Genomic DNA, 26,653 nt, shown 5'->3' on the forward strand with positions numbered 1-26,653 from the left:
GCACGTTGGAGGTTTCGCGATGACTCCTCGCCCCACACGCCTCTCATCAACACTCGCTCTGGTGGGCGTCGAGGCAGGCGTGTGGCGGCTGCTTGTGGCGAGGAGCCTGCGAGGCTTTTGTGATGGTTACATTGCGGTGCTGCTTCCGGCCTATCTTCTAGCACTGGGCATGTCGACCCTATCTGTCGGGCTGATCAGCACATCAACGCTGCTCGGTTCCGCGATCGCCACGATGCTGATCGGAATGCTGGGCAATCGCTTTTCACACCGTTCACTGCTGCTGATCGCTGCCTTGGTGATGACGGCAACGGGCATCGGCTTTTCCAGCTTCTCGACGCTATGGCCCCTGCTCGTAGTGGCGTTCCTCGGCACGATGAATCCCAGTGCGGGCGATGTCAGCATGTTCCTCCCTATCGAGCACGCGTGCCTGGCCGAAGCGTCTGAAGCGCAGGCACGCACGTCACTTTTTGCACGCTACAGCCTCGTTGGAGCACTCTCAGGTGCTCTGGGTGCTCTGTTGGCCGGAGCACCCGATTGGATCGCTGCTCATCTCGGCGTCGCCGCGCTCTCGGCCATGCGTGGCATGTTTGCCCTCTATGCACTGTCGGGGCTGGCGATCCTGGCGCTATACCAAAGAATGCCTACGTATCAGCCCGCGTCGACCATGGCTTGCGCGTCGCTCGGGCCGTCACGGTGGATTGTCGTTCGCCTCGCGTTGCTCTTCAGCGTTGATGCATTCGCTGGCGGACTGGTCGTCAACGCGTTGCTGACGCTTTGGCTCATGGCGCGGTTCGACCTCTCAATCGGCGCTGCCGGACAGTACTTTTTCTGCACGGGCTTGCTGAGCGCAGGGTCTCAACTGGCAGCGGCGCCACTTGCGCGCAGGATTGGCCTGCTGAACACGATGGTCTTCACGCACATCCCATCAAGCTTGTGCCTGATCGCAGCGGCCTTCATGCCGTCATTGCCGCTCGCATTACTCATGCTGTTGCTCCGCAGCGCGCTGTCGCAGCTCGACGTGCCCACGCGCAGTGCCTACGTCATGGCCGTCGTAACACCGGCGGAGCGAGCGGCTGCTGCGAGCCTGACAGCGGTGCCGCGTAGTCTCGCCGCCGCTATTGCCCCGACTATCGCCAGCGGATTGATCGGGCTGGGTTGGCTCACGGCGCCGCTGCTCGCATGCGGTGTGCTCAAGATCATCTACGATCTGGCACTGCTCACAGCGTGCCGGCACGTCCAGCTTGAGGGAGACTCCTCATGAACTCACTACGATATAGACCGCACTTTGCCTGGATCAGCGCTGCACTGATGCTAACGGCTTCGTTCATGGCGCACCTCGCTACGCGCCGAAATGGCCAGTAGAAACCCCGCGATCGCCGAAAGCGCGCCACGATTGAGCTGATTCTGATCTGTACACTGCTATCAGAGATTAAGGACGGTTAGCGAGATCTAAGTTGGGCATGGTTCGGCAGCACGCGTAACGGTCCGGCTAGACCAACGCGTTACAAACCTTTAACGGCAAACGCCGCCTTATCCTTGCTGAGGCGCGATGGTCAGCAAAGCGACATGCGCAGCATCGACGACCAACGCTTGACCGCATTCTGTTATGACGATATTGCCGATATATTTCGCGCTTGGGCCTGCGGTGTACACATTGTCACCATCAATTCGGAAGAGGAGATCACCTGAATTGCTACGTACGAACTCGTCTTTATCAAGACGCCCAATCAGTTCATCCATGGGGCCCCGACCTGCATAAACGTTGTAGCGACCTTTCGCAAAATCAGTGGCCATCTGCCTCTCCTTGATCCGCCTGCATGCCGAGTAGAACACAAATAGCTTACTTCAAGGGATCACGCCATCAGGTTAGGATCCTTTATATCCGCACAACAGAACAAACCCCAATTCGTCCACGGCCAACCGTAGATGTAGCTCCTCGACAAGACGCAGGGGGGAGTAAGAAGGCTGGCTAGCAGATGAGGTTGGAAATCGTGGGTTGTGTGTAAGACAAGATGATGGATTGAGCTAAACTTTATTTGTTCGCCTCGCTAATCACAGCTCCCAATCAGCTGCTCCCTGAAGTGGCTAGTGAGGCGAGCTCACCCCATATTCTTACAGGCAACCGACAGCGCCATTTTCATTTTCTCTGGTTGCGGCAATCTGATGAAAGCAAACAGCCGCGATGTCGACACCATACATGGCAATCCAGCACCGTATTTAAGGAAACCGCCCCCGATGGTGGAGGAATCTCCAGGAGGTAACAGGCACCTGCCGTGCAGAAGTAGCCACCCCTAACCTCTGGCTTGGTTATTGCTCCGCTGCTCGTACTCAACATTCGTTGAATCATCGAAACCGGAGATCGAAGCCGTGTGGAATCATCCTCTACTACTTGGAATCACCTTCGGAATCGGGATCCTTACATTAGGCTCGGCCATGACCCTTATTCTTGTGGAGTGGTTGCTGAGATAACCAATCAGCCCAAGCAGCGACCAGTGGTGTGAAACCCAGCATTGAAAGGCACTCTCGGACGGCTGCTTTTGGCCGATTGTCGCCTGTGGCGGAGGTCAGCGGCTCGTAGCGTTCGGTACGAAGCCCACGACTAGCGGTATGGCACGAGGATATTTTGGATGGCTTGAAGGAGAAGAGCTTTGGTTCAAGGCTCATGGTGTGGAAGTTCTAACTTCGATCTGTCCATGATAAATCGACCGGTGGATACAGCTACGCTCTGAAGGCGTTGGTCAAGCGAGTGCTGTTTCTGTTCCGGCGTGGAGGCTACTAGACAGCATTACACGCTCAAGCTCTATCAGTGGCATTGGCCGGCCGAATAGGTAGCCCTGGAAGCTCCGGCAGCCGAGCTCCAGGAGAGCGATGTGTTGCTCATGACTCTCTACCCCTTCGGCAATCACCTCAAGCTGCAGACTGCTGGCCAATGCACAGATGGCTCGGACAATCGCAAGACTGTTTGAATCACCCGGCAGCTCGCGAACAAAAGACTGGTCGATCTTCAATTGATCTAGCGATAGTTGCTGCAAGTAGGCCAGCGACGAGTAACCCGTGCCAAAGTCGTCGATTGAGAAGCGAATTCCATGGGCCTTGAGTTCACATATGCGAGCAACGGCACTTGGCAAGTCGTCAAGGAGTAGTGTTTCGGTAAGTTCAAGTTTCAGTCTGTGTGGATCTGCACCACTTTGCTCCAAAATCTGAAGCACTCGCTCAACAAAGTTTGGCTGATAGAGGAGCCGTGCACTTAGGTTGACGGACAAACTGAGCGATGCCGTTGACGATTGGTGTTGCCACAATGCTAGCTGACGGCAAGCCTTCTGCAGCATTTGCAAATCCAGCGTCTCAATCAAGCCGGCCTGCTCAGCCACCTCAACAAAGGCAGCTGGACTAAGCACGCCGCGTTGAGGGTGTTGCCAGCGTGCCAGTACTTCGGCGCCTACCAGACGACCTGTGTCATCTTGCTGCGGCTGTAGGTAGGGGATGAACTCTTCGAACAGTAGGCCTCGACGGATTTCCTGTTCTAGGTTTAGGCGCTCGCTAACAGCCTCCTGCATGCGTGGATCGAAGAACCGCACAGTGTGCTTACCCGCAGCTTTTGCCTCGTACATCGACAGGTCAGCGCGTTGCATGAGCTCATCTATCGAGTGAGGCTCGTCGTTGAACAGTGTTACGCCGATACTCGCGCTGCTGCGCAGTTCTAGTTCGCCAATTTGGTAAGGTTCGGCCAGTGTCGCTAGCATTAATGTCGTGACATGCTCGACCTGCATGGCAGCCTGTTCTGGTTGCTTATTCAGATGTTCAAGCAGCACCACGAACTCATCGCCGCCAAGGCGTGCCACTGTGTCACTCACCCGCACCGCGCCGTTGAGCCGTGCAGCGACAAGGCACAAGACTTTGTCACCAATATGATGTCCATGCAGATCGTTGATGTTCTTAAATCCGTCGAGGTCGAGAAACATCAGCGCTGCGCATTCGCCGCTACGCATGCAACCATCTAGCGCGTGTTGCAAGCGATCGAGGAGAAGACTCCGATTGGGTAGGTCGGTTAGTCCATCAAAGAAGGCAAGACGCTGGATACGCTCCTCGGCGGCCTTACGCTCGGAGGTATCGTCAATTGATGCGACGTAATTGATAACTTGGCCCTGAGTATTTCGCACCGCGCTGATCGACAGCCATTCGGGGAAAATTTCTCCGTTTTTACGCCGATTCCAGATTTCGCCTTGCCAGCGATCCACTGCCTTGAGCTGCTGCCACATACTTTGATAAAACGCCAGGCTCTGGCGCCCAGAGCTGAGCAGGCTGGTTCGCTGTCCAACAGCTTCCTCGCGGCTGTATCCGGTTATGGTGCTGAAGGCCTGATTCACTCGCAGGATGCGGTTGAACTCGTCGGTGATAATCATGCCTTGTTGCGTTTCAAACGCGGCGGCTGCGATGCGCAATTCATGTTCGTCATCGACCCGCTGGGTTATATCGCGGGCGAGTACCACCACCGCCTGCTTACCGTTGAGTTGAATATCCAGACGCTGAGCATGACCCTCAAGTGTCTTTATGCCATCTGCGCTCTGCCGAGTGTATTCGATGAGTTGCGGTCTATCGCTGGCTAAGGTCTCTCGTATGAATTCCATAAAGCGCTCGGCCTCGCTTTGAGGCAATACGTCGTACACGCTTTGGCCAATACGTGCGGTCAGGGCACCGCTGTGCGCCTCTTTCTTCGAAGGGGTCACCTCAAGATAAAGTCCATCTTCATCCAGCACCAATAGGGTGTCAGGGATCGCCTCGGTGATTGCGCGTAGGCGCGACTCTCTAAGTTGAAGGGCGAATTCTGTTCGTTTGCGTTGCTCGATCTCTTTGAGCATCAAACCAAGTACGAGCGTCGCAACAGGCATGACCAGGAGCAAGGGAACAGCTGTCTGTTCCAGGCTAGATGCTGCTTGTGCAGCGGGCAACAGCAGCATATCCAAAGCCTGCATTAACAGGCCTAAAAACCACAGCTGCCAAGGGCCGATAGTGAGTTTGCCGCTCAAGGAAAAATGCCGGTACAGCAGGCCAAACAATATGGATAGGCCGATCTCTGCCAGACCAAACCCCATACCGCTGCCGCCCATCCATACCCGGTAAATACCAGCGATTAGGCCGGCAACGCCGGCTACCAGTGGCCCGTTAAATAGCGCGGCCATGCTTAGAACTACGCTACGGCCGTCGAAGAATATTCCGGGCTCTGGCGAGATGGGATTTAGCATACCAATCACGCAAATCGCGCCAAATAGCAGGCCAAACACCAACTGTATGGCTATGCTGTCTCTGTCCCAGTGGCGCGTGATGAACGCGTGGAGCCAGCACAAAGCCAAAAGCAATGTCGCTCCATTAATTAGGTCGATAATCAAGGCAAGCCCTCTCCCTAGGCCTAACTACCTGTTGAAGCGTTCAACCAGTGCCCGTAAACCACGAGATGTAGTCTCCAGCTCACTGCCACGAGCTACTGCTGCATTAGCATTTTTAGCTGTTCGATCAACCGTCCCTGCGACATTGTTGATCTGTTGAGCAATATCTTCCGCTACATGCGCCTGCTCTTCTGAAGCGGCTGCCATTTGCTGACTCATGCCACTGATACGCTCAACCGCTTCGCGAATACCTTGAAGCGCTCCCTGCGCCTCTATAACTTGTTGTACGCCGTGATCTGCCTCGCGGATACCGAGCCTGGCAATGCTCACTGCCTCATCAGCCCCCATTTTAAGGGTTTCAATAACACTCTGAATTTGTTGGGTGGACACGCGGGTTTTACTGGCCAGCGCCCTAACTTCATCAGCGACCACAGCAAAACCCCGGCCCTGTTCACCAGCCCTGGCGGCTTCAATTGCAGCGTTAAGGGCCAGCAGGTTGGTCTGATCCGCAATAGATTGAATCACCCCGGCAGCGGTCATAATTTGCTGCGTTTCATTGGCGAGGTTGTCTACTGCTGCGCTGATGTTTGTGACTGTGCGAGCCAGAAGTTGAATCGCCTCTCTAGTGGTGCCAGCTACTTTGTCGCCTTGTTCGGCCAGTTCATTCGCTGTTTGTGCCTCAGTGGCGGTTTGTTGAACATGCCCCGCCACCTCACTGATTGATGCAGCCATTTCAGTCATTGCGGCTGCGGTCATGTCCGTTTCGGCCCGCTGTTTGAGTAAGGCATGTTCAGTTTGGTTGGAGAGCAGGGAGGAATCTGCAGCGGCTTCAGCCACCTGGCTAGCCAGATCACTGAGCCGGGTGAGTGCGGTTTTAAGGCGCGCATCCTCACTGATCAGTATCATTTCCAGCTGCGCTGAAGGGCCGTATATATCGCTGTAGGTGAGGGCGCTAATCGGATCACTGAAAGCATCAGGAGCGCCTTTAATAATTCGATTGAGTTGGTTGCCTTCACGCGTATATGACCACCATCCCATGGCTAGAAAGAGCATGGCGATTATTGACTGCGCCAGCAGACTCGGCAGTGTGTTAATCACTCCGAAAGCGATCAGTGCCGCAATTATCGGCAGAATCAGCCTGCCCATAAACGCGGCACAGTGACGCCTTTTGGGAACGGCTTGTTTGCCAGCCCGTAACCGCTGATACAGTGCTTGTGCACGTTCAATCTGCTCGCGAGTCGGCTTGACCCTGACGGACTCGTAGCCTATCAGGTGGCCATTTTCGAGAATGGGTGTGACATACGCACTGACCCAGTAATAGTCGCCATTCTTGCAGCGATTTTTTACGATTCCCATCCAGCTTTTACCGGCTTTCAGGTAGCTCCACATCATCCCAAAAACAGCAGGTGGCATATCGGGGTGGCGAACCAAATTGTGCGGGCTACCGATCAACTCCTCACGGGAGTAGCCGCTTATTTTCGTGAACTCGTCATTACAGTAGGTGATGTTGCCGCTGGCATCTGTAGCGGAGATCAAGCGCTGCTGGTCGGGGAAAGTTTGCTCAACAGTCGTACTCGTTTGAGTTGCACGCAAGGTCAATTCCTACAAAAAGGCATACGGTATGGCCATTATGCCATCATTGGTGCTATTGCCACAATTTTAATAAGGTTAACGATGGTTGTTGAAATGAGTTATGGGCAACGGCACTCAGTTGAAATTCCTCTTATGCACCACTCAAACCTTTTAGCCGAAAACGATCCAGACACAGGGGGGGGTCGAGGAGGGCAAACAGTATTTAAACCTTCTTGCCGTCAAAAATATTGAGAGGCATTGTCGCGATCTCCCCAGCCACACAACGTGAGCGGTCTCCTGGCGAAATCGTAGAAACAAAGGTGGCAATCACCAGACTCTGAAAAAATGGAAAGCTGAGTGCGGCTCTGACACTGTCGAGTCTTGGCTGGCCAAGTGATGTTGGTTTGAGTAGAAAAGGGACTTTAGCAAGACCCTTTTTTATGCAGAGTAGTGCTTCATTACCCGTCTGATATCAAGGTTGTTGGAGCCATTGCCACGCTCGACTTGGTGTAGCAGCAGGAGATGCGATCACGCCGAGACCCTGGAAACTAGCAATGCGGATTGCCGAGCGATTGAACCAACCAGGCCATGCACTGTTGTAAAGCTTTGTGCTTAACAATGTGCACCAATCGGAAGCGACGCGATGTGCTTTCACCTCCATTAAACCAAAGCTCGTTGATTCGCTGACCTTGGCAATTCGGTTTTCGGGATGCCTACTCACGCTACAGAAACTCGTTTGGATCGCGGTCACCGTGATAATCAACTATAGCTCGGGAGCCTGGAATTCCGCACAGGATGAAGTGGTTGTGCTGCCGGCTGGCACAAAGGCTGCAAGAACTACATCAGGGTTACCTACCACATATTCCTCTGGATACCTTCTCGGTCAACGATGATCGATTTGTCGAACAGACCATGAATAACTTTGGTACCTCAGGCAGGGATCTCAGGTTTTAACACTGCAAAAGAACAGGCAAAGGCGCCTGGAACCGAATGGTTTCAGGCGTTTTTTTTTGCGTTTTTAATCCGTAATTCACTTCGGAGCCGTACATGAAAACAGCCGCACAATTGCTGAAACTGAAGGTCAAGCAAAACCAGCAGGTACATAGCATTGCGCCAGATCAGATGGTGTATGAAGCGCTGAAGATGATGGCTGAAAAGAACGTAGGAGCTCTTCCAGTGATTGAGAAGGGGCAGGTGGTTGGCGTTATCAGCGAGCGTGACTATGCGCGCAAGGTCGTTCTACAGGGGCGATCTTCAGTCGGTACTCCAGTCCGGGCCATCATGAGCGCTCCTGTCGTGACGGCAGACAGTCAACAGAGCATCGAGCGTTGCATGATGGTCATGACCGACAGTCATCTGCGTCATTTACCTGTGGTGGAAGGTGATCGATTGATTGGTCTCTTGTCGATTGGTGATCTGGTGAAAGAAGCCATCGTCGAGCAGGCCGATCTGATCAGACAGTTGGAACACTATATTCGCGGGCATTGAACCACCGAGCGTACTGCGGATGTAGGGCTCATGGGCACATGGAGTTCACAGATGTGATGCCCGTTGGGCAGGTATTAATCATGGAGCATTTGATATGGCCAAGTTAAACACGGCACGACGTATTGCTATCGGATTTGCAATTGCGCCGTTGGTATTAATCGGCCTGGCGTTCTACGCGCTGCACGATCTAGCAACGCTCAAGGAACAGGCAATGGTGATCGTCAAACAGGACTGGCCGAAAATTGACCCGATTCTGATCATTGCCACAGGCGTACGGGACAACGCTAGGAACACCAGGGATTTGCTGATCGATAAGGAGAATCAGCAAGCGCAACAGGCAATTGATGCCACTAAAAAGCGCATCAGCCAAGCACTCGAAATGCTTGAGTCATTGTTAGATTCACCGGATGGCAAGGCCGCCTATGCTGCCCTGAAACAGAACCGTGAGGCTTACGTCTCTGCGTTCACCCAGGTGCAGGTGTTGATCAGGCAAGGCGCTTTTGATGCCGCGATGACGCAGTTGAAACAGCACGTCGTCCCAGCCGAACAGCAGGTTTATAAAAGCCTGGATTCCTTGATGGTGCTGCAAGGGCAGATCTTTGCCGATCGCGAAAAATCGGCACAGACGCTGTACAACGATGCGCGTCTGAACATGCTGGGGTTGCTTGTGTTCTGCCTGGCCTCGGTCATCGTTGCTGCGGTCATCGTGACGCGTAGTGTCACCCGACCTTTGGGTGGAGAACCGGTTGATGCCGCACGAGTCTTGAGTCAAATCGCGCAAGGAGACCTGACGATTCAAGTGCCATTGAACGCAAGTTCTGACGACAGCGTAATGATGAACATGCACCAGATGCAGCAGAGCTTGAATGCGATGGTGAAGCAGATCGCGGCCTCGGTCGAACAGGTGGCAAGCTCCTCCGAAGAGCTGAGCGCGGTCAGTCGCCAGACAAGTGGTAGCTTACAGCAGCAGGGACTGGAGATCGAACAGGCTGCGGCGGCGGTCAATCAAATGACGGCGGCCGTCGACGAGGTTGCACGCAACGCAGTCAGCACAAGTGAGGCGTCGCGGGTGTCTGAACAAACTGCGCAACGCGGCCGCGAGCAAGTTCAGGAAACAGTTTCCTCAATTGGAGCACTGGCGGATGGCATGACGGATACCTCAGTGCGTATCCAGCAATTGGCCAAGGGTGTGCAAGAAATCAGCTCGGTGCTTGATGTGATTCGCAGCATTGCAGAGCAAACCAATTTGTTGGCCCTCAACGCGGCGATTGAAGCCGCTCGTGCTGGCGATGCCGGACGGGGTTTTGCGGTGGTCGCTGACGAGGTGCGGGCGCTGGCTCATCGAACTCAGGTGTCGACCCAGGAAATCGAACAGATGATTGGCACTATTCGTCTCGATACCGTGCACGCTGTTAACGCCATGCAAAGCAGCAGTCTCCTGGTGCAGTCGACTCTGGAAGTCGCTCGACGCTCAGGCGATGCGCTGGAGGAAATTGCCGATTCGATCTCGCAGATCAATGAGCGCAACCTACTGATCGCCAGTGCCACGGAGGAGCAGGCCTTGGTGGCGCGTGAGGTGGATCGCAATCTGGTTGGGATTCGTAACGTGTCCGACCAGGTCTTAGTGGGTGGGCAGCAAACCCAGGCAGCAAGTCTGGAGTTGGCGCAGATGGCAGGAGCACTGCACGAGACGGTAGCGCGTTTTAGAGTCTGAGCTTGCACGCTTTGCCCGTTGCTAGCGAAGAACTGATAGTTCAATGCTCTCTTACAGAACAGTCTGTCCCGTAGCGTCGAGTGGGCGACGGATTTCATGGTTCTTTTCTTGGGTCAACGAACAGAGTGTCTGATTGCCGAGGCTCATAAAGTTTAGCTGTTGACTTGCAATCAGCAGCCAGCTAATTTTCGGGCATGACTTCCATCGTATTGCGCTGCCAGCCAAGCATTATCACCGCCATTCCTCATTTGGCGGGCTAGCTCACGACTGCAGCACCCAACCCGCCCTAGAGGCGGGTTTTCATTTCTGTCTCGGGGCTCTGATCAATGTCAGGAGACGATCATGCCCAGTACACTCGCCCAACAAACCCTACTTGAGCAGTACGTCAAAAAGATCCTCGCCGCACCGGTCTACGAACTGGCCGTGCATACGCCCCTGCAGCCCGCACCCGCACTATCCTTGGCATTGGGCAACCAGATCCTGCTCAAGCGCGAAGATCTGCAACCGACCTTTTCCTTCAAGATCCGTGGCGCCTACAACAAGCTGGTGAACCTGAGCGATGAGCAAAAGGCTCAGGGTGTGATTACCGCCTCCGCAGGTAACCATGCCCAGGGTGTCGCACTAGCGGCCCGGGAGTTAGGCATCGAGGCAAGCATCGTGATGCCCGCTACGACGCCTGAGCTGAAGGTGGGGGGCGTGCGCAGTCGCGGTGCCGAGGCGCTGTTGTATGGAGAAAGCTTTCCGTTTGCCTTGTCTCATGCGCTAAAACTGGCGAGTCAAACCGGCAAAACTTTTGTTTCGCCTTTCGATGATCCGGATGTCATTGCAGGGCAGGGTACGGTCGCCATGGAAATAATGCGTCAGCATCAAGGTGCGCTGGATGCCATATTTGTGCCCGTGGGTGGTGGCGGCTTGATCGCTGGCATCGCGGCTTACGTCAAATACTTGCGGCCTGAAGTGCGGATCGTTGGCGTCGAGTCGGAACATTCAGCCTGTTTGTATGCAGCCTTACATGCAAATGAGCGAGTGGCGCTGCCAAGCGTTGGCACCTTTGCCGATGGTGTGGCGGTCGCGCAGGTCGGTGCCCATGGATTTGAGGTGTGTAGGTTTTGCGTCGATGAGGTGGTGACTGTCAGTAACGATGAGCTTTGCATTGCAATGAAAAATATCTACGACGATACGCGCTCTATCACCGAGCCTTCTGGTGCTCTAGCCGTTGCCGGCATCAAGAAATACGTTGCACAAAACGGTGTGCGAGATCAGACCCTGATCGCCATCGACTCGGGTGCCAATATCAATTTTGACTCTTTACGGCATGTGGCCGAACGCGCTGCAATCAGCGAGGCTTCAGTGTAATGGAGGATTCTAAGGCGTGTTGACCAGGCCAGTGGTACCAAGATAGGTTAGCCGTGTGGTGGGATCGACCTTCATCTGTTTCGGAGCATCCATCCTGACTATGCGTCGACAGAGTGCATAAGAGGAGGGCGGGTTAGTCGCTGCTTCGGGCCAATAGGGCCCGGCTGATCTATCAGGATCGAAATCGTCACTCTGGCGTCATGAGCACCGCGAGCGTCATATTGATGAACTCCTCGTTCCTGCTGATGGCTTGCAGCGCACCCCGTACGTTCTCGGCTACATCAACTGAGCCACGCTGTTCGACCCAAAGCGTGAGCTCCATGATGGCGGCATCAAGGGCCAGCTGATTTTGGTTGATTTTGAATAGCAGGGAAGGGAGTAGGTCTGCATTCGACATCTCAAGTCCTCCATGAAAAAGAAAAGCGTAGCAGGAGGCAACATTGAAAAACGGTGATTCATGATTTTGCGATAGGCACTCGCCAAGTCCGAATAGCCATCGGCGTTTGGCGTTCCGAAATGAGTGGATCAAAGACTCAGAGGCGTACGACCTACACCATGCTGACGTGGATGCTCGCCGTTTAGGAGCGAACAAACCGCCTCTGCCTCGCCCCTGGTCTTGAAGACACCATGCTTGCTAGCTGAACCTCCTTCGACGAGATCCACAACCCGAAATTGCTTGATGCCATCGTCAAGTCTGGTCGTCTCGATCACTCTGAATCTTGGCTGCATGGTGCATTCCCTGCTGAAGAGTGGTGTCCTACAAGTACCGGTAAGACATAATGATTTCAACAACTATGCGGGACTGAGCTGCGACAATTTATGACAACGCGTCTTGACCCGCGTCCCCAGCTGAAACTGAGCGAAACATTCCATCCATATGATCCGCGTCATTGAAATTTAGGGGAAGGTGGAGATGAGTCGGCCATCAAGAAGCTTGCGCAAGCTGCTCGACTCCGTGGCAACAAATAATGAGGCAGCGGCGCTCGATATGATGCGTGCAGCAGAGCAGCTTCAGAACGAGGTGCTTCGTCAACGTCTGCTCAACATGATTCACCGACTCAACCAGGACGCCCATGATTTGCGAATGGCTCGAGACGAAATCCAAGGCGGCGCCATCAAGGTTGCGTGATCGGTCTCGCAGGAGTTCTTTGCCTCGCTTCTTCGTGCCATCGAGGCCCGGCTAGACCTTCTTTTCTAGTACAGAGAAACTAGCAAGCGGCAAACCATCGCGGGCGCTGGAGCTTCTCAGCCGCATCCCGAGGCGAGTGGGAAAGCACAGATATGCCCGCCCATTTGTACTCGACCTGACCAATCATTTGCATCGGATTTGAACATCACACTGTGTGGCCATGACCGGCAGAGAACGACCCAAAGCTGTCACTGCAATGCCAGTCATAGAGCGTTGCTTACTGATGAAGGCCTAGCTGGTTCCACCGAACTTTTTGCAGATTGCGTCCAAGTCATCCCACGGGTTACGCCGTTGTCCTGAATAGCCACAAGCTGAGGAATGGACGAACGCTTCATTACGATCAATTTCTTTCTGCTGTGCTTGGCAGCGTCGGCAAGACACGACGCCGTTAGTGATTTTCCAGCGACCGTTCCAATCAGTTAGGTCCTCGCTCGCCGTCATAAATCACCATGTCAGAAATAGGCCCTAATAGAATGAGTAGCTGGTAAAGGGTAAGGTTCCAAAAACTCTTGGGTAAGGCTTAAAGCGTTCTGTAATCGTCTCTGGTGCGGCAGTTGGCTAGTACATCAAGCCTTTCGAAATTGGAGTCGACGGGAGGGTTTATTGGTCCGTTGGATGGTCAGTTTAGGTAGCTCTTGATGACTCAGGCCTAGCTGTTTGTACTCGCAGAACGGCACCGCTGCCGCCATTCCTGTTAAGAATATTTCCCGCGACTCAAGGTGCGTTGACGATGTCGCCTTGGGTGAAATGGACCTTGTCGCGCCCACTGTTCTTGGCCACATACAGCGCCTTGTCGGCTTCGTTGAGCCAATCTGCGGCGTCGGTCATTGCACTGCAGCACGACGCCAAGCCGATGCTCAGGCTGACTCGCAGCTCAGGGAGTTGCTCATTGCGGTAGTTGCCCATTGCCCCCCGCAATGTCTCCATAATTTCGCTGGCGTGGCTCAGTGGGCTGTTGGGCAGAATCACACAGAACTCGTCTCCACCGCAGCGACCGGCTAGGTCACCTTTGCGAAGATTTTTCTTAAGTTCGGCGCTCAGCTGGCGTAGCACGCTGTCGCCAACGAGATGGCCGTAAGTGTCGTTGATCTGTTTGAAGTGATCGATATCAATGATCGCGATCACCGTTTCGAAGCTTTCCTGCCGGCAGGTGAAAAACTGCAGGTGAAGCAAATCCTTCCACGCCCCATGATTGAGCAGGCCGGTGAGACTGTCGGTACAGCTCAGGGCGCTAAGACGGCGCTTGTGGTCGGCGAGCTTAATGGCCAGGCAATATCAGACCCAGCCCAGTGCTAATGGGTAGAGCGTCAGCATCGGCAAGCAGGCGTAGATATGTAGGGCGGTTACAGTAAGTTGCACCTGCGGGCCGAACAGTGTCATCGCAAGCAGAATTCCGACAACTTGGGCCAGCGCGCCATGCACGAATAAACGCTGGCCGCCTGCAGCTACGTTGTTCATCGTCATCATCGAAAGGATGGTTACGGCAGGTAACGGATTGAACTGCATGGTCGCGGTCCAGAACCCACCCATCACTGAGTCGTAGAGTAAGTTGCGCCGCTCCGCCTGATACGGCTCACTAGCACGGGTGGCCAATTGATAAGCCAGATGCGGCCAAACCAAGCCGTTGAAAAGCAACAGTACCCATACCCATCCCGGCAGGCCCAGCGGCGCAATGGCGGCCAGTACGCTCAGCATGCCAATCGCCAGGCCAATAACGCGTGGCAGGTAGATTCGTTTGGCAAAAGACCGTCCTTTGCCAATCTTATTTTCCGTTATTCCATTACTATTCATCTTTCGCTCCCTCGATCGTTATTGTCTATTGCTGGAGTTGCTGCTAATCGCGTAATTCGCATAAACATTCTTCAATATTAACGCGAGGGTGAAGAGCGTTCTTGCAAGCGCTCTCAAAGCTTAGGCAAACCGCTCTGGCTCCTGGCCCGCCACGATCGTACAAGTCTCGCTGGCGTTTCGATCATAATATTGTATCGCCAGCAGAGCGACTTCTGAATCTGTCCTGGCTGGCTTCATAGGCACATCTGACGGGCTGATTATGGCCGATTGTGTTGAAAAATCTGCTTCGGTTTCCACGGCAGAAAGTACGCGTCCGAGATTGAAGTCCTGAATTTTCGCAGAGGTCTTCGGGCTGAAATTTTACGTAGCAGCGTGCTGAAAACTGCGTTCACCGCCCAATGTTCTGGGAGTTTTGGAAAGCCGACTTTTTCAACAGAATAGGCCGATTGCTGCCTGTCGCGGGTGGGCGCAAACGCCCAATTGCCGATCATTTATGTTTGTAACATCAGGGGGCGATTTATCAGAATGGCTTGGGGCTGCCGTTTAACTTTTACGCTTTCTTTACGGTAGGCGTTTTTGTCCGCAAGGATACTGGCCGCGATTTTTCAGACCGTCCAAGCGCCTGCAGTTCTAATGACGCTGGCAATGTTTTGCCCAAGGATGGCGTGAACTTCCTTCCCCCGAAATTTGAGTGAAGCTACCCTTGAGTAAAACGGTGACCAGTGAACCTGTAGAATCCCCATCCAAAACGTCAGGAGTGGGCTTGCTTGTCGCCGCCGTTGGAGTGGTTTACGGGGACATTGGCACCAGCCCCCTTTACACGCTGAAAGAAGTCTTTTCCGGCCACTACGGAGTTCAGGTGAATCACGACGGAGTGCTAGGCATTTTGTCGTTGATCTTTTGGTCACTGATCTGGGTGGTCTCGATCAAATATGTGCTGTTCATCCTGCGTGCCAACAACCAGGGCGAAGGCGGCATCATGGCGTTGACGGCATTAGCCCGCCGCGCGGCAGCATCTTATCCGCACATGAGTAAGGTACTGGTGCTACTCGGCCTGTTTGGAGCGGCACTTTTTTACGGGGACAGCATGATTACCCCGGCTATTTCGGTGCTCTCTGCGGTTGAAGGACTACAGCTGGCGTTCGACGGAATCGAGCACTGGGTAATGCCCTCATCAGTGATCGTGCTGGTGGCGCTGTTCTTGATACAGAAGCACGGCACGGCTCGCATCGGTATTCTGTTCGGCCCAGTGATGGTGCTGTGGTTTGTAGTGTTGGGTGCGCTGGGGATCTATGGCATTTTCCAGCGGCCGGAAGTACTGCAAGCGCTCAATCCATATTTGGGAGCGCATTTTTTTATCGCTCATCCGGGAATCGGTGTAGCCATCCTTGGTGCGGTGGTACTCGCGCTGACAGGTGCCGAAGCACTGTATGCCGACATGGGGCACTTCGGTCGAAAGCCCATTGCCCGCGCGTGGTTCATATTGGTGTTGCCAGGACTGGTACTCAATTATTTTGGCCAAGGTGCCTTGATCTTGGAGAATCCGGAAGCGGTGCGCAATCCGTTTTATTTGCTCGCGCCTGGTTGGGCCCTGCTACCGATGGTCGCGCTCTCCACACTGGCGACCATCATCGCTTCTCAAGCCGTGATCTCCGGCGCTTTTTCCCTGACTCACCAGGCCATCCAGCTTGGGTATGTCCCTCGCATGTTTATCCAGCACACCTCCAGTCAGGAGCAGGGACAGATTTACATCGGCACGGTTAACTGGGCGTTGATGGTCGGTGTTGTGCTGCTGGTGCTTGGTTTCGAGTCGTCCAGCGCTTTGGCCGCAGCTTATGGCGTCGCGGTGACGGGCACCATGTTGATTACCACCATCTTGTCCTCGGCGGTGGTCCTGCTTCTATGGAAAACCCCGCGCTGGTTGGCCATTCCGATGCTGCTCGGATTTCTGCTAGTAGACTGCCTGTACTTTGCGGCCAATGCACCAAAGATCTTCCAAGGCGGTGCGTTCCCGGTGATTGCTGGTATCGGCCTGTTCATTTTGATGACCACCTGGAAACGGGGTCGCAAGATCATTGTTGAACGGCTGGACGAAACCGCACTGCCTCTACCACTGTTCATCGGTAGCATCCGCACGCAACCTCCCCATCGCGTGCAAGGCACGGCGGTGTTTCTAACGGCTAGGGCCGATGCCGTTCCGCATGCGCTGCTGCACAACCTGCTGCATAACCAGGTTTTGCATGAGCAAGTGGTGTTGCTCACTGTGGTGTCTGAAGACAGTCCTCGTGTGAGTGCTGACCAACGGTTTGAGGTTGAAACATATGGCGAAGGGTTCTTCCGGGTCAATCTGCACTTTGGCTTTATCGAGGAGCCCGATGTTCCCTTGGCGTTGAGTCTCTGTCACTTGGCTGAACTGGACTTCAGTCCGATGCGCACCACCTACTTCCTCAGCCGAGAAACGGTGATCCCGACCAAACGCGCCGGTATGGCTCGTTGGCGAGAAAGCCTGTTCGCCTTTTTACTCAAGAATGCCAATAGCAACCTGAAGTACTTCAAGCTGCCGTTGAATCGGGTGATAGAACTGGGTACACAGGTTGAGATGTAAGGAATTAGCAAGGCCGCACTGGCGGTCTTGTTTGTTCGAAGAGTAAGAGGCATGAAGACCACCGTGATCAGCGTCTGTTTCAGCAGTTGATCCCGGGCTTCATGAGTATCTGCTCCTGGCCGATTCTGTTGAAAAAGTAGCTCCCCCGTCTGGCCTGCGGCAAAATTCTCGCATCGGCCAGCAGGGAAGCACGCAGCATGATGGGACAGTTATCGAGTGGGCAGGAGCGACTGTTTTACTCGTTCAACCTTGAAGATCACATCCCCGCCAATCACCTTCTGCGCAGTATTGATCAGTGTCTCGATCTGAGTGACCTGCGCCACTACATCGCCGATTTTTATAGCCCGATTGGGCGCCCGTCGATTGATCCTGAACTGATGATCCGCATGCTGATCGTGGGCTATTGCTACGGTATTCGCTCCGAGCGGCGGTTGTGCGAAGAAGCCCATTTGAACCTGGCGTATCGCTGGTTCTGCCGGTTGAGTCTTCAAGATGAAGTTCCTAATCACTCAACCTTTTCCAAAAACCGGCACGGCCGTTTCCGGGACAGCGGTCTGTTTCGCTGGTTGTTCAATGAGGTGCTGCGTCGCTGCATGGATGCGGGTTTGGTCAAGGGCGAAGGCTTTGCCGTGGACGCCAGCATCATCAAAGCGGATGCGAGTCGGCAGCGCGGCGTACCGGGTGATGAACCGGTCAACTGGAGCGATCCGGCCCTGAGCACCCGCGCCGTGGGTGAGTACCTTGAAGCCCTCGATGAAGAGGCTTTGGCCGAAACGCTACCGAAGCGTTTATCACTGACTCATCCGCAGGCTCGCTGGACCGCGGCTCCAGGTGGCCCAGCGTTCTACGCTTACTCCACGAATTATCTGATCGATACCGAGCACGGTGTCAGCGTGGATGTGGAACCCACTCCGGCTCATCGCACGGCCGAGGTCGAGAGCACCAAGATCATGATCGACCGGGTCGAGGCGCAGTTCGACATCAAGCCGGAGCGCCTCATCGGCGACACTGCTTACGGCACCGCACCAATGCTGGCCTGGATGGCGGTAGAAAAAGACATCGAACCGCACGTGCCGGTGTGGGATAAAACCGAGCGCAAGAGCGGCAGTTTTTCGAGCAACGATTTCCACTGGAATGAAGAGGCTGAGGAATGCCGCTGCCCGGCCGGCAACGCATTACGTAGCGAATGGCGAGCCTTCAAGAACGAGCGTTCGCATGTTACCAAAGCCAACACCATCATCTTCCAATCCCGGTAGACCGACTGCGCTGCTTGCCCGATGAAAGCCAAGTGCTGCCCGAACACCGCGTTCCGCAAGATCGCTCGCAGCGTCCATGAAGCCGCTCGTGATGTGGCTCGGCGCATCGTAGCGACAGCGCAGTACATGCGCTCTCGCCACGAACGTAAGAAGGTCGAAATGTTGTTTGCCCACCTCAAACGTATCCTGAAACTGGATCGCCTGCGGCTACGTGGCATGAGTGGCGCGACCGATGAGTTCACGCTGGCCGCTGCGGTGCAGAATCTGCGACGGCTGGCCAAATTTACCTCTCAAGGGCCACCGGTCACGGGATAGATGCGTCTGCGCTCAGCCAAAAACCTCAAATTAACCCACTAACAGAGTCGCAAAGGTCAATGAGGAGCCGAAAAACCACTCAATGTGGTGAGTAGGTTCTCCAATGGCGATCGTGCCCGAGTTCAGGCGATCTGAAAATCCGACTTTTCAACAGAATTGGCCGATTCCTGCCCGTCATGACAGGCTGAATCGACCCAACCGTTCTTCCTGCCTTACAAGCTAACCAAACCCACAATGCCGAATCCGGGTACACCCGCTTTAATTTCCCGGAGGCCCAAAGTTTGGCAAATACCAGTGGTGTTTCGCTGATAATTGCTTGCATCAAGGCTTGTGCACTGTCGTGACGTATCAGAGACACCGATTGGCCCGCGGACAGGGCACTGAAATCATCGCGGCCCTAGCTCAACCCAGCTCTGGCGAGCTTCCGCATGTACCCGGCATTGACCCATGAGTTCGCTTGCTACACCAACCTGCAATCGGTGGTCTGGGCCCAGGAGGAGGCGCGCAATCAGGGGGCATGGAAGTACGTGGATGACTAGCTGCGCGATATTGTCCCGGCAATGGCATCGCTGCGTTATGTCGGCCCACCACCCGGCGCCTCCACGGCCCCCGGCAACATGGTGATGCATGTGGAGCAACAACGTCTGGTGATGCAAAGCGTGTTCTCATGAAATGGAGCGTCTTAACCTCGCTGGTTGTCGAACAGTGCGATTTGTAGCCTGGTACCCAGGCATCATCAATCAGGGTAGGGCATAGAGCTTGAATAACATACGAGAGGTGTCGCTTATCCCCTCTAAATGTTCGTCATATGCATGCTCAATTTCGCCACTACGGTACATTTCAGTTAACGCGCTTTCGACCAACAGTCGGAAGTTTTCATCGTCGTGATCGACCATCATTGAGGTCGTTGAATACTCAAAAATTCGATCAAACAGTACAAGGTTCCCGGTAGCGTATTTGTCGTCGAGGCCATGTTTGAGTATTGTGCGCTCAGCGAAGAAAACATCGGCCTTTCCATCGGCAACACGTTTGAGACCAGCGGCGGTGTCTTGCACTGTCACGAGCGTAGCGACCACCCCTAACGATCGCACTTGTTGATTAATCCACTGTTCGGTCACACCGCCAACGATGGTGGAAAAAGTCATGTTGGACAGTGCGCGATTGATGTCTGTACGCCAGGTCGGGCCGGTTTTAACCACATCCCCGTTCAGTACCCTGAGTAGTGCGTTAGTCGTATTTTTGTTGACTACGGCCGATAGGCCGGACGTGTAGATAGGAATCGAGTAGCTGACGATTTTGCGACGCTCCAGTGTTACTGGCGTCGGTGTGCAGAGAATGTCGACTTTCCCAGTACCGACAGCGCTGATTTCTTCACCCAATGGAACCGGCTGATAACGAACTTGTCATGACGGCGAATTCAACTCGGTTTTTATTGTATTGAAGATGCCCTGACAGAGATCGATCGCATATCCGCTGGCCTTGTCACCGACCTGGGTACTGAACGGTGCGAAGTCAGGCACATAGCCCAGAACTACGGACTGACTGTTACGCACCCGTTCAAGCGTATCGGCCCTCGCGACTACTGGTACGAGGGAAAGTAGGCAGACGAGAAGCAGGTAGGCGACCTTGGCAGGTTGAGCGTTCACTTCTCATTCTCCCGTCATGTGTTTCTTTTGATCGGCAATGATCCATCGCTCAGATGACTTCTGGTGAAACCACCCACACGCTGCATGGCATCTTGTACATCAGATGTTCCACAGTGCTGCCGACTAATCGCTCTATGGCACCGTGACCGACGCGCCCCATGACAATGACATCCGTGTCATAAGCACCGGCATAGCTGCAAAGCACCTTGGCCGGATTGCCCATGATCATGTGCTGGCGCTCGGATGGGATTCCATTGCGTTCACAAAGATCACGGAATGCATCCGCTTGTGCGTCGAACAGGGTCTTGGCTTTGCTCGAAGAAAAAAATGCCGAGCCATTACTGAAGCCAAATTCATCTGCGCTGATGGATGAGAGGTCATGCGCGTAGATCACGTCGAGTTCGGCGTTGCAGGTAGCTGCCAGTTTTGATGCCTCGCGCAGAATCCTGTCATTGAAGCCTTGATATTGCTCATCACGATGGAAAGGGTCGACGGCGGCGACAATTTTGCGCGGCAAGGCGTGGTGCATATGGCTGACAAAATGCAGCGGTACCGGGCACTCGCGCAGCAGATGGATATCCAGTGGGGTAAACATCAGGCGTGACAGTAGGGATTCGTGTTCCAGCGCCTTGATCACAACGGCCATCTGTTGTTCTTTCAGATGGATGAGGATTTCCTGCAACGGCCGCTCCACCCAGACCACTTCAGTGGTGACGTGAACGCCGATTTTACGCAGCGGTCTGGCCTGATCTTCGAGCCATTGACGATGGCGTTCGACGTAGCCCAGGCGCATCTGTTCTCGCGCCTGTTCGTTGACCATTCCAGCCGTCGCCAGCCCTTCCAGGTAATCGAACGCCACGATATGCAGTGCTGCATCCGATGCCTTGGCAAGTGCGGCTGCCCGATCGAAGGCCGGGCTGTTTTCCATCAACGGTGAAACGATCAGCATGAAACGTGATTGTTCAGACATGACGAGTCTCCGGTAGGTAATCGCGCAATTGCTCGCACCAATGGCTACGGCCTTGGGCAAAGCAGCCTTGCACTTATCTTGCTGAGGACCCGGGCGCCCGGTTTGATCTTTGTCAATTGGAAGGGGGCAGAACGATATGGCCCGACGTGCGGTCGTCGAAGTCTGGTCTAGTGATGAAGTTGTTGACCATTATCAATCTTTCGTCCATCGCGCCGGCGCAGTCTTTGGGCTTGTGCTGAACCTTGGCTTGCGCAAGACAAAGGAGAGAACACCATGGCAACCATGAAAGCGGCTGTTTTCGTTGAACGGAATCGGATCGTGCTGGAAGACAAGCCCATCCCTGAAGTTGGGCCGCTGGATGCGTTGATCCGTATCACCACCACAACCATTTGCGGCACCGACGTGCATATCCTGCGCGGTGAGTATCCAGTGGCCAAGGGCCTGACCGTGGGGCACGAGCCGGTGGGGATCATTGAACGGCTGGGGTCGCAGGTACGGGGCTTTGTCGAAGGCAAGCGGGTGATTGCCGGGGCCATCACGCCCAGTGGACAGAGTTACGCCTGTCTCTGTGGTTGCGGCTCACAGGACAGTCCGGACACCCGACATGGTTTCCGGGCCACCGGGGGCTGGAAGTTCGGCAACATCATTGACGGCTGCCAGGCCGAGTACGTGCTGGTACCGGACGCCGTGGCCAATTTGTGCCCGATTCCTGACGGACTCAGTGACGAGCAGGTGTTGATGTGCCCCGACATCATGTCTACCGGGTTTTCCGGGGCCGAACGGGGGGAAGTCTCCATTGGCGATACCGTTGCGGTGTTTGCACTTGGACCCATAGGGCTTTGTGCTGTGGCAGGTGGGCGTCTGAAGGGCGCGACGACGATTATCGGTGTCGATGCCGTGGCTGAGCGGATGAGCGTTGCACGAAAACTGGGTGCGACCCATGTCGTCAATTTCAAGGACGGTAACGTGGTCGAGCAGATCATGGCCCTGACCGATGGGCGAGGTGTCGACGTGTCAATCGAGGCACTGGGAACCCAAGCGACATTCGAGTCCGCGCTGCGGGTACTGCGTCCGGGCGGTCGACTGTCCAGCCTCGGTGTCTACTCCAGCGATCTACGCATTCCCTTGGACGCCTTTGCCGCAGGATTGGGTGACTACAGCATCGTCACCACCCTGTGCCCAGGCGGCAAGGAGCGCATGCGTCGTCTGATGGCGGTGGTGCAAAGCGGTGGAGTGGACCTTTCGCCGCTGGTGACTCACAGGTTCAAACTCGAGGATATCGAGGCGGCCTATGAGTTGTTTGCTCACCAACCGGACGGTGTGATGAAAGTTGCGATTACGCCATGAGGCGTGTACGGGGCGATTCTCGATGTTGAATGGAGGTACCTATGATCATTGATATCAGGGAGAAACCTGCAAGCCATTGCTGGGTCGTGTGCTTGGATGCCCTGCAAGTGAACTTCAATAGCCTGGGAGAAGCGCAATCGTTCGTTGGCCAACTCAATGCACGAATTGAAGCGCCGCATGTTTGGCCCATTCCCTCTTCTGCGGCGGCCATCACCAGATTAATGCCCGACGCCAGAACAGCTGACCCCACGGGGCTCTCCTGAGGGACATCGCGCGGGTAACTGACAAAAATCAAGTTGTCAGAGCAGGTAGCAATCAATCTGTAGTTCTAAAACTGGATTGAAATGGCCGCGTATCGAGGTGTTCCATGTCACAGACTCAACGTTTACTCTTGATCGCCCCTTCGGCCATGATGCATACCCCGGCCTTCGACCGGGCAGCGGCGCTGGCACTGGCGATGCATTTACCGTTGCACATCGTGGCGTTCGACTATTCACAGGTCCTGGCGGTCGCCGGGTTGTTCGCCCCGGAACAATTCAGCCTGGCCCGGGACGGCTATCTGCAAACCCATCGGCAATGGCTCACCGATCAGACAGCTTCGATGAGCAAACATGGCGTCGAGGTTACCAGCGAGGTGGTGTGGGTACAGGATCCATACGCAGAGATCCTGCACTTTATCAACGAGATGCCACTGGCGATGATCATCAAGGACGCCCAGGAGGAATCGGCGCTCAAGCGCGTGTTTTACGCGCCGCTGGATTGGCAACTGTTGCGTGATTGTCCGGTGCCGGTGCATCTGGTGACCACGTCGCGAAATCCCCGGCCACATCACATTCTGGCCATCATTGATGTGTTGCGCGATGAAGATCAGGACCGAGTGTTCAACGACCAGATTATCGACGCTGCGGCGAAACTGGCCACCGTCTGTGATGCCAGTCTTGAGTTGTTGCATGTGTATGACTGGACGGCTGTATATGTTAAGGACATGGGCTTTGGTGCATTGCCGCTGGCTTCCGGGATTTATGAAGCGTTGGGAGCGGCTCAACACGAGGCGTTCGCGGCCATCGCCGCACGCCACGGCGTACCTGTGGATCGTCGTCATTTCAAGGAGGGTGCACCCGTGGCGAGTATTTGTGAATTCGCCGCTGAACATGGCACGGATGTCATCGTCATGGGCACGGTGCAGCACAAGGGTTTGAGCAAACTGCTGGGTACGACGGCCGAACAGCTTTTACATCGGGCGCCGTGCAGTGTGTTGGCGATTAAACCGGAGCGAATGCTGCAATCCTGAGGACTGGATCGCCCCGCGATGGACCGTTGGCCGGAACATCGCGGGGCGATTTTTTACAAGTTAAGACGATGGATGACCTGACGGGTGTCGTCGGGATCATTGTGCGTCTCAAAGCGCAGTGCCTTGGCCAGGTCGCGCATGGGCGTATTGCTGGCGGCGTCCACCGAATACATCTGGTGATAACCGTTGTGGCGGGCGGCCTTGATCAAATGCTCCATCAGTAATGTGCCCAGACCCAGGTGCGTCCATTCATCGGAGACCGTGACGGCGCATTCACATTCATTTTCGCCGGTGGCTGCGTAGCGGCTGATACCGATCTCGACCAGTTGACCGTTGTCGTGGACCAGGGCGATGTAGGCCACACGCTGTTTGTTGTCGGTATCCATCAATTGGTTGAGCATCGTATCGCTGGGTTCGCTGATCTGCGCAAGAAAGCGCAGGTGCCGCGACTCGGGCGAAAGCCGTTTGATAAAAGCATATTCACGGTCGCGATCCTTTTCCGTCAGCGGCCGGATCAGTACGTGGCGGCCGTCCCTGAGCGCTTCGATCCAGTATTGGCCGGCGACCGCGGCATAGGCGGCCGCGGCCCGATCATTGTGGTCTTTGACGGTGAGCATGGGATATTCCTCCAGTGCGGTTTTGAAGGCTGAGGGTGGAAAAAACAGCCGCCTTTGATTCCTTTCTACGCCGCTGCCTGCACTGGAATTTGATCTGGATCAGAGTCCCGTGTCTGGGGCGTCAATTCGTGCGTGTTTGATGTAAATCAACCTCTGGAAGGTATCAGAGCGCAGTGTTGAAGCATGCCGGCACATGAAGACCGGGGTCGAACGGAGGTGTGTGATGAGTCAATATCAACGGTTACTGCTGATTGTCGATCAAAACCTGCAACTCTCCCCGGCCGTAAACCGCGCCGTCGCGCTGGCCAAGGCCGCCGGTGCAGCTCTTGATGTGCGGGCCTTTGTCGAGCCGACCCCGGTGGTGCATTTGTGGGATGAAAAAGTCGACGACACGGAGCTGCAGCGCTATGTGCGTCGCTACCGCCGCTGGGAGGCCGAAGAGTTCGATAGACTCAGCGACCTGGAGCTTGAGGTAACGGTCAATGTCGTCTTCACCACCCATCCGCTGCTGGACATCTTGAATACGGTCGAAGACCTCAAGCCCGACTTGCTGATCAAGGACGTGACCTTTGAGCCTGCGCTCAAGCGGGTATTCATTACACCACTCGATTGTCACTTGCTGCGTGAATGCCCGGTCGCCGTGCACCTGGTCAACCAAGTCCGGTACAGCTTGCCCCACCGGATCGTGGCAGCCGTGGACCCGTTCGATCCGGAGACACAAATCAGCGGCTTGAATGACACCATCATCCAGACGGCCAATGCCCTAGCCCTGCAATGTGATGCGCCGTTACACCTGCTGTACGCCTATGACTTGTCGCCCGTCTTCAACAGCGACGCGCCATTGGCCGGGGGTGGTTGGGGCGCTGACGTTATCGAGGAACTGCGTCAATCCTTGCACCAGGCCTTTATCGCACTGGCCGAGCGGTATGGCGTGCCACCTGAGCGACGCCATTTCATCATGGGATTGCCGATGCCAGTGATCAGTGGATTCGTCGAGGAATTCCTGGCCGATGTGGTGGTGATGGGCACTGTGCATCGAGTGGGGATCGATCGCTTGATTGGCAGTAATACCGAGCGGGCGTTGTACTCGGTGCCGGGGAGCATTCTGGCGGTCAGGCAGCGCGTCACGGGATGAGGACGATCGCGCCGTTGAATTGGCCGGCCCGCAACCGTTCCAGCGCCTGATTGGCATCATCGAGGGCAAAGGGGGTGACGTCACAGTGTACGGCTGTGTGCTGCAACTCCTCGAAAAACGCGGTGCCATCGTCGCGGGTCAAGTTGGCCACCGATCGAACGCTGCGCTCGCCCCACAAGAGCCGATAGGGAAAGGCGGGAATGTCGCTCATGTGAATGCCTGCACAAATCACGCAGCCACCCTTGACAGTGACGGCCAGTGCCAGCGGCACCAGCGCCCCGACTGGAGCGAAAATCAGACTGGCATCAAGCAGGTGCGGCGGAGGTTGATCCGAAGGCCCGGCCCATTCGGCGCCCAGCGATCGGGCATAAGCCTGGCCTTCGCTGTCATCTGGACGGGTGAAGGCATACACCTTCTGCCTGCGTCCACGGGCGATCTGGATGGCCAAATGTGCCGCCGCGCCAAAACCATAGAGGCCCAAATGGTGGGCGCCCTTGGCCATTTGCAGGGCCCGAAAGCCGATCAGCCCGGCACACAGCAGCGGAGCGGCCTGCGTGTCGGAAAGTGCCTCGGGAATTGGAAAGCAGAAACGTGCGTCGGCGACAGTGTACTCGGCATAACCTCCGTCCAGATGGCAGCCGGTGAACCGGGCCTTATCGCAGAGGTTTTCCTGACCCGAGCGGCAGAACGCGCAGTGGCCACAGGTCCAGCCCAGCCAGGGCACACCCACCCGTCGACCGATCCACTCTGGCGCAATGTCGGTACCAACGGCCAAGACTTCACCCACAATTTCATGCCCCGGCACCCGTGGCAGCCGTGCTTGGGGCAACTCGCCATCCACCAGATGCAGATCAGTACGGCATACGCCGCAGGCCAGGACTTTGACCAACAATTGCTGTGAGCCAGGCGTGGGAATGGGACGCTCTTCGAGCTGTAACGGTTGGCCGGGGTGATGCAGGACCATGGCACGCATGAAG

At 55.2% G+C, this 26,653-nt stretch carries 18 protein-coding genes and 7 pseudogenes; 15 read left to right on the forward strand and 10 right to left on the reverse strand.

The features are described from left to right. Positions 1 to 19: 19 nt before the first annotated feature. Positions 20 to 1,261 (forward strand): MFS transporter, encoded by a 1,242-nt coding sequence (locus tag ABTV29_RS15020; protein WP_433771492.1) that lies wholly within the window; start codon positions 20 to 22, stop codon positions 1,259 to 1,261. A gap of 269 nt (positions 1,262 to 1,530) precedes the next feature. On the opposite strand, the gene ABTV29_RS15025 is transcribed toward ABTV29_RS15020, so the two are convergent. The 4 genes and pseudogenes from ABTV29_RS15025 to ABTV29_RS15040 form a co-directional block, all read right to left on the reverse strand. Next, the gene (locus ABTV29_RS15025; protein ID WP_433771494.1) at positions 1,531 to 1,794 is read right to left on the reverse strand and encodes a hypothetical protein; all 264 of its coding nucleotides are present in this window, start codon (positions 1,792 to 1,794) and stop codon (positions 1,531 to 1,533) included. 944 nt (positions 1,795 to 2,738) lie between these two features. After that, on the reverse strand, positions 2,739 to 5,387 hold the full coding sequence (locus ABTV29_RS15030; RefSeq protein WP_433771496.1) for an EAL domain-containing protein: 2,649 nt from the start codon (positions 5,385 to 5,387) through the stop codon (positions 2,739 to 2,741). A 24-nt stretch (positions 5,388 to 5,411) separates the two neighbouring features. Next, on the reverse strand, positions 5,412 to 6,530 hold the full coding sequence (locus tag ABTV29_RS15035; protein WP_433771887.1) for a methyl-accepting chemotaxis protein: 1,119 nt from the start codon (positions 6,528 to 6,530) through the stop codon (positions 5,412 to 5,414). Positions 6,531 to 6,695: 165 nt separating this feature from the next. Further along, a pseudogene (locus ABTV29_RS15040) lies at positions 6,696 to 6,983 on the reverse strand (PAS domain-containing protein); the annotation flags it as partial. 289 nt (positions 6,984 to 7,272) lie between these two features. Between ABTV29_RS15040 and ABTV29_RS15045 the strand changes: the two are divergent. From ABTV29_RS15045 to ABTV29_RS15070, 6 genes and pseudogenes are all read left to right on the forward strand, one after another. Next, positions 7,273 to 7,353, forward strand: a pseudogene (locus tag ABTV29_RS15045) (transcriptional regulator); the annotation flags it as partial. A 650-nt stretch (positions 7,354 to 8,003) separates the two neighbouring features. Continuing rightward, complete coding sequence (locus tag ABTV29_RS15050; RefSeq protein ID WP_433771498.1) at positions 8,004 to 8,444, forward strand: CBS domain-containing protein; 441 nt, start codon at positions 8,004 to 8,006, stop codon at positions 8,442 to 8,444. 94 nt (positions 8,445 to 8,538) lie between these two features. Further along, a pseudogene (locus ABTV29_RS15055) lies at positions 8,539 to 9,015 on the forward strand (MCP four helix bundle domain-containing protein); the annotation flags it as partial. Between the two features lie 6 nt (positions 9,016 to 9,021). Beyond that, on the forward strand, positions 9,022 to 10,158 hold the full coding sequence (locus ABTV29_RS15060; protein WP_433771889.1) for a methyl-accepting chemotaxis protein: 1,137 nt from the start codon (positions 9,022 to 9,024) through the stop codon (positions 10,156 to 10,158). Positions 10,159 to 10,500: 342 nt separating this feature from the next. After that, positions 10,501 to 11,514 (forward strand): threonine ammonia-lyase, biosynthetic, encoded by a 1,014-nt coding sequence (gene ilvA, locus ABTV29_RS15065; RefSeq protein ID WP_433771499.1) that lies wholly within the window; start codon positions 10,501 to 10,503, stop codon positions 11,512 to 11,514. Between the two features lie 13 nt (positions 11,515 to 11,527). After that, positions 11,528 to 11,635: pseudogene (locus ABTV29_RS15070) on the forward strand (LysE family translocator); the annotation flags it as partial. Positions 11,636 to 11,701: 66 nt separating this feature from the next. Here ABTV29_RS15070 and ABTV29_RS15075 read toward each other — a convergent pair. Continuing rightward, positions 11,702 to 11,911 carry a hypothetical protein gene (locus tag ABTV29_RS15075; RefSeq protein ID WP_433771501.1) on the reverse strand — a complete coding sequence of 70 codons (210 nt, stop codon included), beginning with the start codon at positions 11,909 to 11,911 and terminating at the stop codon, positions 11,702 to 11,704. Between the two features lie 516 nt (positions 11,912 to 12,427). Between ABTV29_RS15075 and ABTV29_RS15080 the strand changes: the two genes are divergently transcribed. After that, positions 12,428 to 12,643, forward strand: coding sequence for a hypothetical protein (locus ABTV29_RS15080; RefSeq protein WP_433771503.1), 216 nt, complete (start codon positions 12,428 to 12,430; stop codon positions 12,641 to 12,643). A 774-nt stretch (positions 12,644 to 13,417) separates the two neighbouring features. On the opposite strand, the pseudogene ABTV29_RS15085 reads toward ABTV29_RS15080, so the two are convergent. After that, positions 13,418 to 14,494: pseudogene (locus ABTV29_RS15085) on the reverse strand (diguanylate cyclase). Between the two features lie 703 nt (positions 14,495 to 15,197). Here ABTV29_RS15085 and ABTV29_RS15090 point away from each other — a divergent pair. The 3 genes and pseudogenes from ABTV29_RS15090 to ABTV29_RS15100 all read left to right on the forward strand — a co-directional run bounded on the left by ABTV29_RS15090 (position 15,198) and on the right by ABTV29_RS15100 (position 19,209). After that, positions 15,198 to 17,099: a potassium transporter Kup gene (locus ABTV29_RS15090; protein WP_433771891.1), complete on the forward strand. Its 1,902-nt coding sequence runs from the start codon at positions 15,198 to 15,200 to the stop codon at positions 17,097 to 17,099. A gap of 197 nt (positions 17,100 to 17,296) precedes the next feature. Further along, positions 17,297 to 18,670, forward strand: a pseudogene (locus ABTV29_RS15095) (transposase). 428 nt (positions 18,671 to 19,098) lie between these two features. Further along, positions 19,099 to 19,209, forward strand: a complete 111-nt coding sequence (locus tag ABTV29_RS15100) for a hypothetical protein (RefSeq protein ID WP_433771505.1) — start codon at positions 19,099 to 19,101, stop codon at positions 19,207 to 19,209. Between the two features lie 201 nt (positions 19,210 to 19,410). Here ABTV29_RS15100 and ABTV29_RS15105 read toward each other — a convergent pair. Both ABTV29_RS15105 and ABTV29_RS15110 read right to left on the reverse strand, forming a co-directional pair. Next, a pseudogene (locus ABTV29_RS15105) lies at positions 19,411 to 20,316 on the reverse strand (amino acid ABC transporter substrate-binding protein). A 49-nt stretch (positions 20,317 to 20,365) separates the two neighbouring features. Next, the gene (locus ABTV29_RS15110; protein ID WP_433771507.1) at positions 20,366 to 21,286 is read right to left on the reverse strand and encodes a universal stress protein; all 921 of its coding nucleotides are present in this window, start codon (positions 21,284 to 21,286) and stop codon (positions 20,366 to 20,368) included. A 273-nt stretch (positions 21,287 to 21,559) separates the two neighbouring features. Between ABTV29_RS15110 and ABTV29_RS15115 the strand changes: the two genes are divergently transcribed. The 3 genes from ABTV29_RS15115 to ABTV29_RS15125 all read left to right on the forward strand — a co-directional run bounded on the left by ABTV29_RS15115 (position 21,560) and on the right by ABTV29_RS15125 (position 23,924). Continuing rightward, complete coding sequence (locus tag ABTV29_RS15115) at positions 21,560 to 22,633, forward strand: NAD(P)-dependent alcohol dehydrogenase (RefSeq protein WP_433771509.1); 1,074 nt, start codon at positions 21,560 to 21,562, stop codon at positions 22,631 to 22,633. A 41-nt stretch (positions 22,634 to 22,674) separates the two neighbouring features. Continuing rightward, on the forward strand, positions 22,675 to 22,896 hold the full coding sequence (locus ABTV29_RS15120) for a hypothetical protein (RefSeq protein ID WP_433771511.1): 222 nt from the start codon (positions 22,675 to 22,677) through the stop codon (positions 22,894 to 22,896). Positions 22,897 to 23,000: 104 nt separating this feature from the next. Then, a complete protein-coding gene (locus ABTV29_RS15125; protein ID WP_433771512.1) occupies positions 23,001 to 23,924 on the forward strand; it encodes a universal stress protein in 924 nt (307 codons plus the stop codon). A 53-nt stretch (positions 23,925 to 23,977) separates the two neighbouring features. Here the strand turns inward: ABTV29_RS15125 and ABTV29_RS15130 are convergent, their stop codons facing one another. Further along, the gene (locus ABTV29_RS15130; protein WP_433771514.1) at positions 23,978 to 24,541 is read right to left on the reverse strand and encodes an N-acetyltransferase family protein; all 564 of its coding nucleotides are present in this window, start codon (positions 24,539 to 24,541) and stop codon (positions 23,978 to 23,980) included. A gap of 223 nt (positions 24,542 to 24,764) precedes the next feature. Between ABTV29_RS15130 and ABTV29_RS15135 the strand changes: the two genes are divergently transcribed. Further along, positions 24,765 to 25,676, forward strand: coding sequence for a universal stress protein (locus tag ABTV29_RS15135; RefSeq protein WP_433771516.1), 912 nt, complete (start codon positions 24,765 to 24,767; stop codon positions 25,674 to 25,676). On the opposite strand, the gene ABTV29_RS15140 is transcribed toward ABTV29_RS15135, so the two are convergent. Then, positions 25,666 to 26,649, reverse strand: a complete 984-nt coding sequence (locus ABTV29_RS15140; protein ID WP_433771518.1) for a zinc-dependent alcohol dehydrogenase family protein — start codon at positions 26,647 to 26,649, stop codon at positions 25,666 to 25,668. The genes ABTV29_RS15135 and ABTV29_RS15140 overlap by 11 nt on opposite strands. Positions 26,650 to 26,653 lie beyond the last annotated feature (4 nt).

Origin of the sequence: Pseudomonas putida, assembly GCF_050989985.1 — a bacterium.
GTDB lineage: Bacteria > Pseudomonadota > Gammaproteobacteria > Pseudomonadales > Pseudomonadaceae > Aquipseudomonas > Aquipseudomonas putida_AI.

What these genes read in the sequence shown, in the direction of transcription:
- ABTV29_RS15080 (WP_433771503.1), top strand. Translation starts at nt 12,428, where the DNA reads ATGAGTCGGCCATCAAGAAGCTTGCGCAAGCTGCTCGACTCCGTGGCA.
- ABTV29_RS15110 (WP_433771507.1), bottom strand. Translation starts at nt 21,286, where the DNA reads ATGTCTGAACAATCACGTTTCATGCTGATCGTTTCACCGTTGATGGAA.
- ABTV29_RS15050 (WP_433771498.1), top strand. Translation starts at nt 8,004, where the DNA reads ATGAAAACAGCCGCACAATTGCTGAAACTGAAGGTCAAGCAAAACCAG.
- ABTV29_RS15060 (WP_433771889.1), top strand. Translation starts at nt 9,022, where the DNA reads ATGGTGCTGCAAGGGCAGATCTTTGCCGATCGCGAAAAATCGGCACAG.
- ABTV29_RS15130 (WP_433771514.1), bottom strand. Translation starts at nt 24,541, where the DNA reads ATGCTCACCGTCAAAGACCACAATGATCGGGCCGCGGCCGCCTATGCC.
- ABTV29_RS15075 (WP_433771501.1), bottom strand. Translation starts at nt 11,911, where the DNA reads ATGTCGAATGCAGACCTACTCCCTTCCCTGCTATTCAAAATCAACCAA.
- ABTV29_RS15120 (WP_433771511.1), top strand. Translation starts at nt 22,675, where the DNA reads ATGATCATTGATATCAGGGAGAAACCTGCAAGCCATTGCTGGGTCGTG.
- ABTV29_RS15135 (WP_433771516.1), top strand. Translation starts at nt 24,765, where the DNA reads ATGAGTCAATATCAACGGTTACTGCTGATTGTCGATCAAAACCTGCAA.
- ABTV29_RS15100 (WP_433771505.1), top strand. Translation starts at nt 19,099, where the DNA reads ATGTACCCGGCATTGACCCATGAGTTCGCTTGCTACACCAACCTGCAA.
- ilvA (WP_433771499.1), top strand. Translation starts at nt 10,501, where the DNA reads ATGCCCAGTACACTCGCCCAACAAACCCTACTTGAGCAGTACGTCAAA.
- ABTV29_RS15020 (WP_433771492.1), top strand. Translation starts at nt 20, where the DNA reads ATGACTCCTCGCCCCACACGCCTCTCATCAACACTCGCTCTGGTGGGC.
- ABTV29_RS15125 (WP_433771512.1), top strand. Translation starts at nt 23,001, where the DNA reads ATGTCACAGACTCAACGTTTACTCTTGATCGCCCCTTCGGCCATGATG.
- ABTV29_RS15025 (WP_433771494.1), bottom strand. Translation starts at nt 1,794, where the DNA reads ATGGCCACTGATTTTGCGAAAGGTCGCTACAACGTTTATGCAGGTCGG.
- ABTV29_RS15115 (WP_433771509.1), top strand. Translation starts at nt 21,560, where the DNA reads ATGGCAACCATGAAAGCGGCTGTTTTCGTTGAACGGAATCGGATCGTG.
- ABTV29_RS15140 (WP_433771518.1), bottom strand. Translation starts at nt 26,649, where the DNA reads ATGCGTGCCATGGTCCTGCATCACCCCGGCCAACCGTTACAGCTCGAA.
- ABTV29_RS15035 (WP_433771887.1), bottom strand. Translation starts at nt 6,530, where the DNA reads ATGGGCAGGCTGATTCTGCCGATAATTGCGGCACTGATCGCTTTCGGA.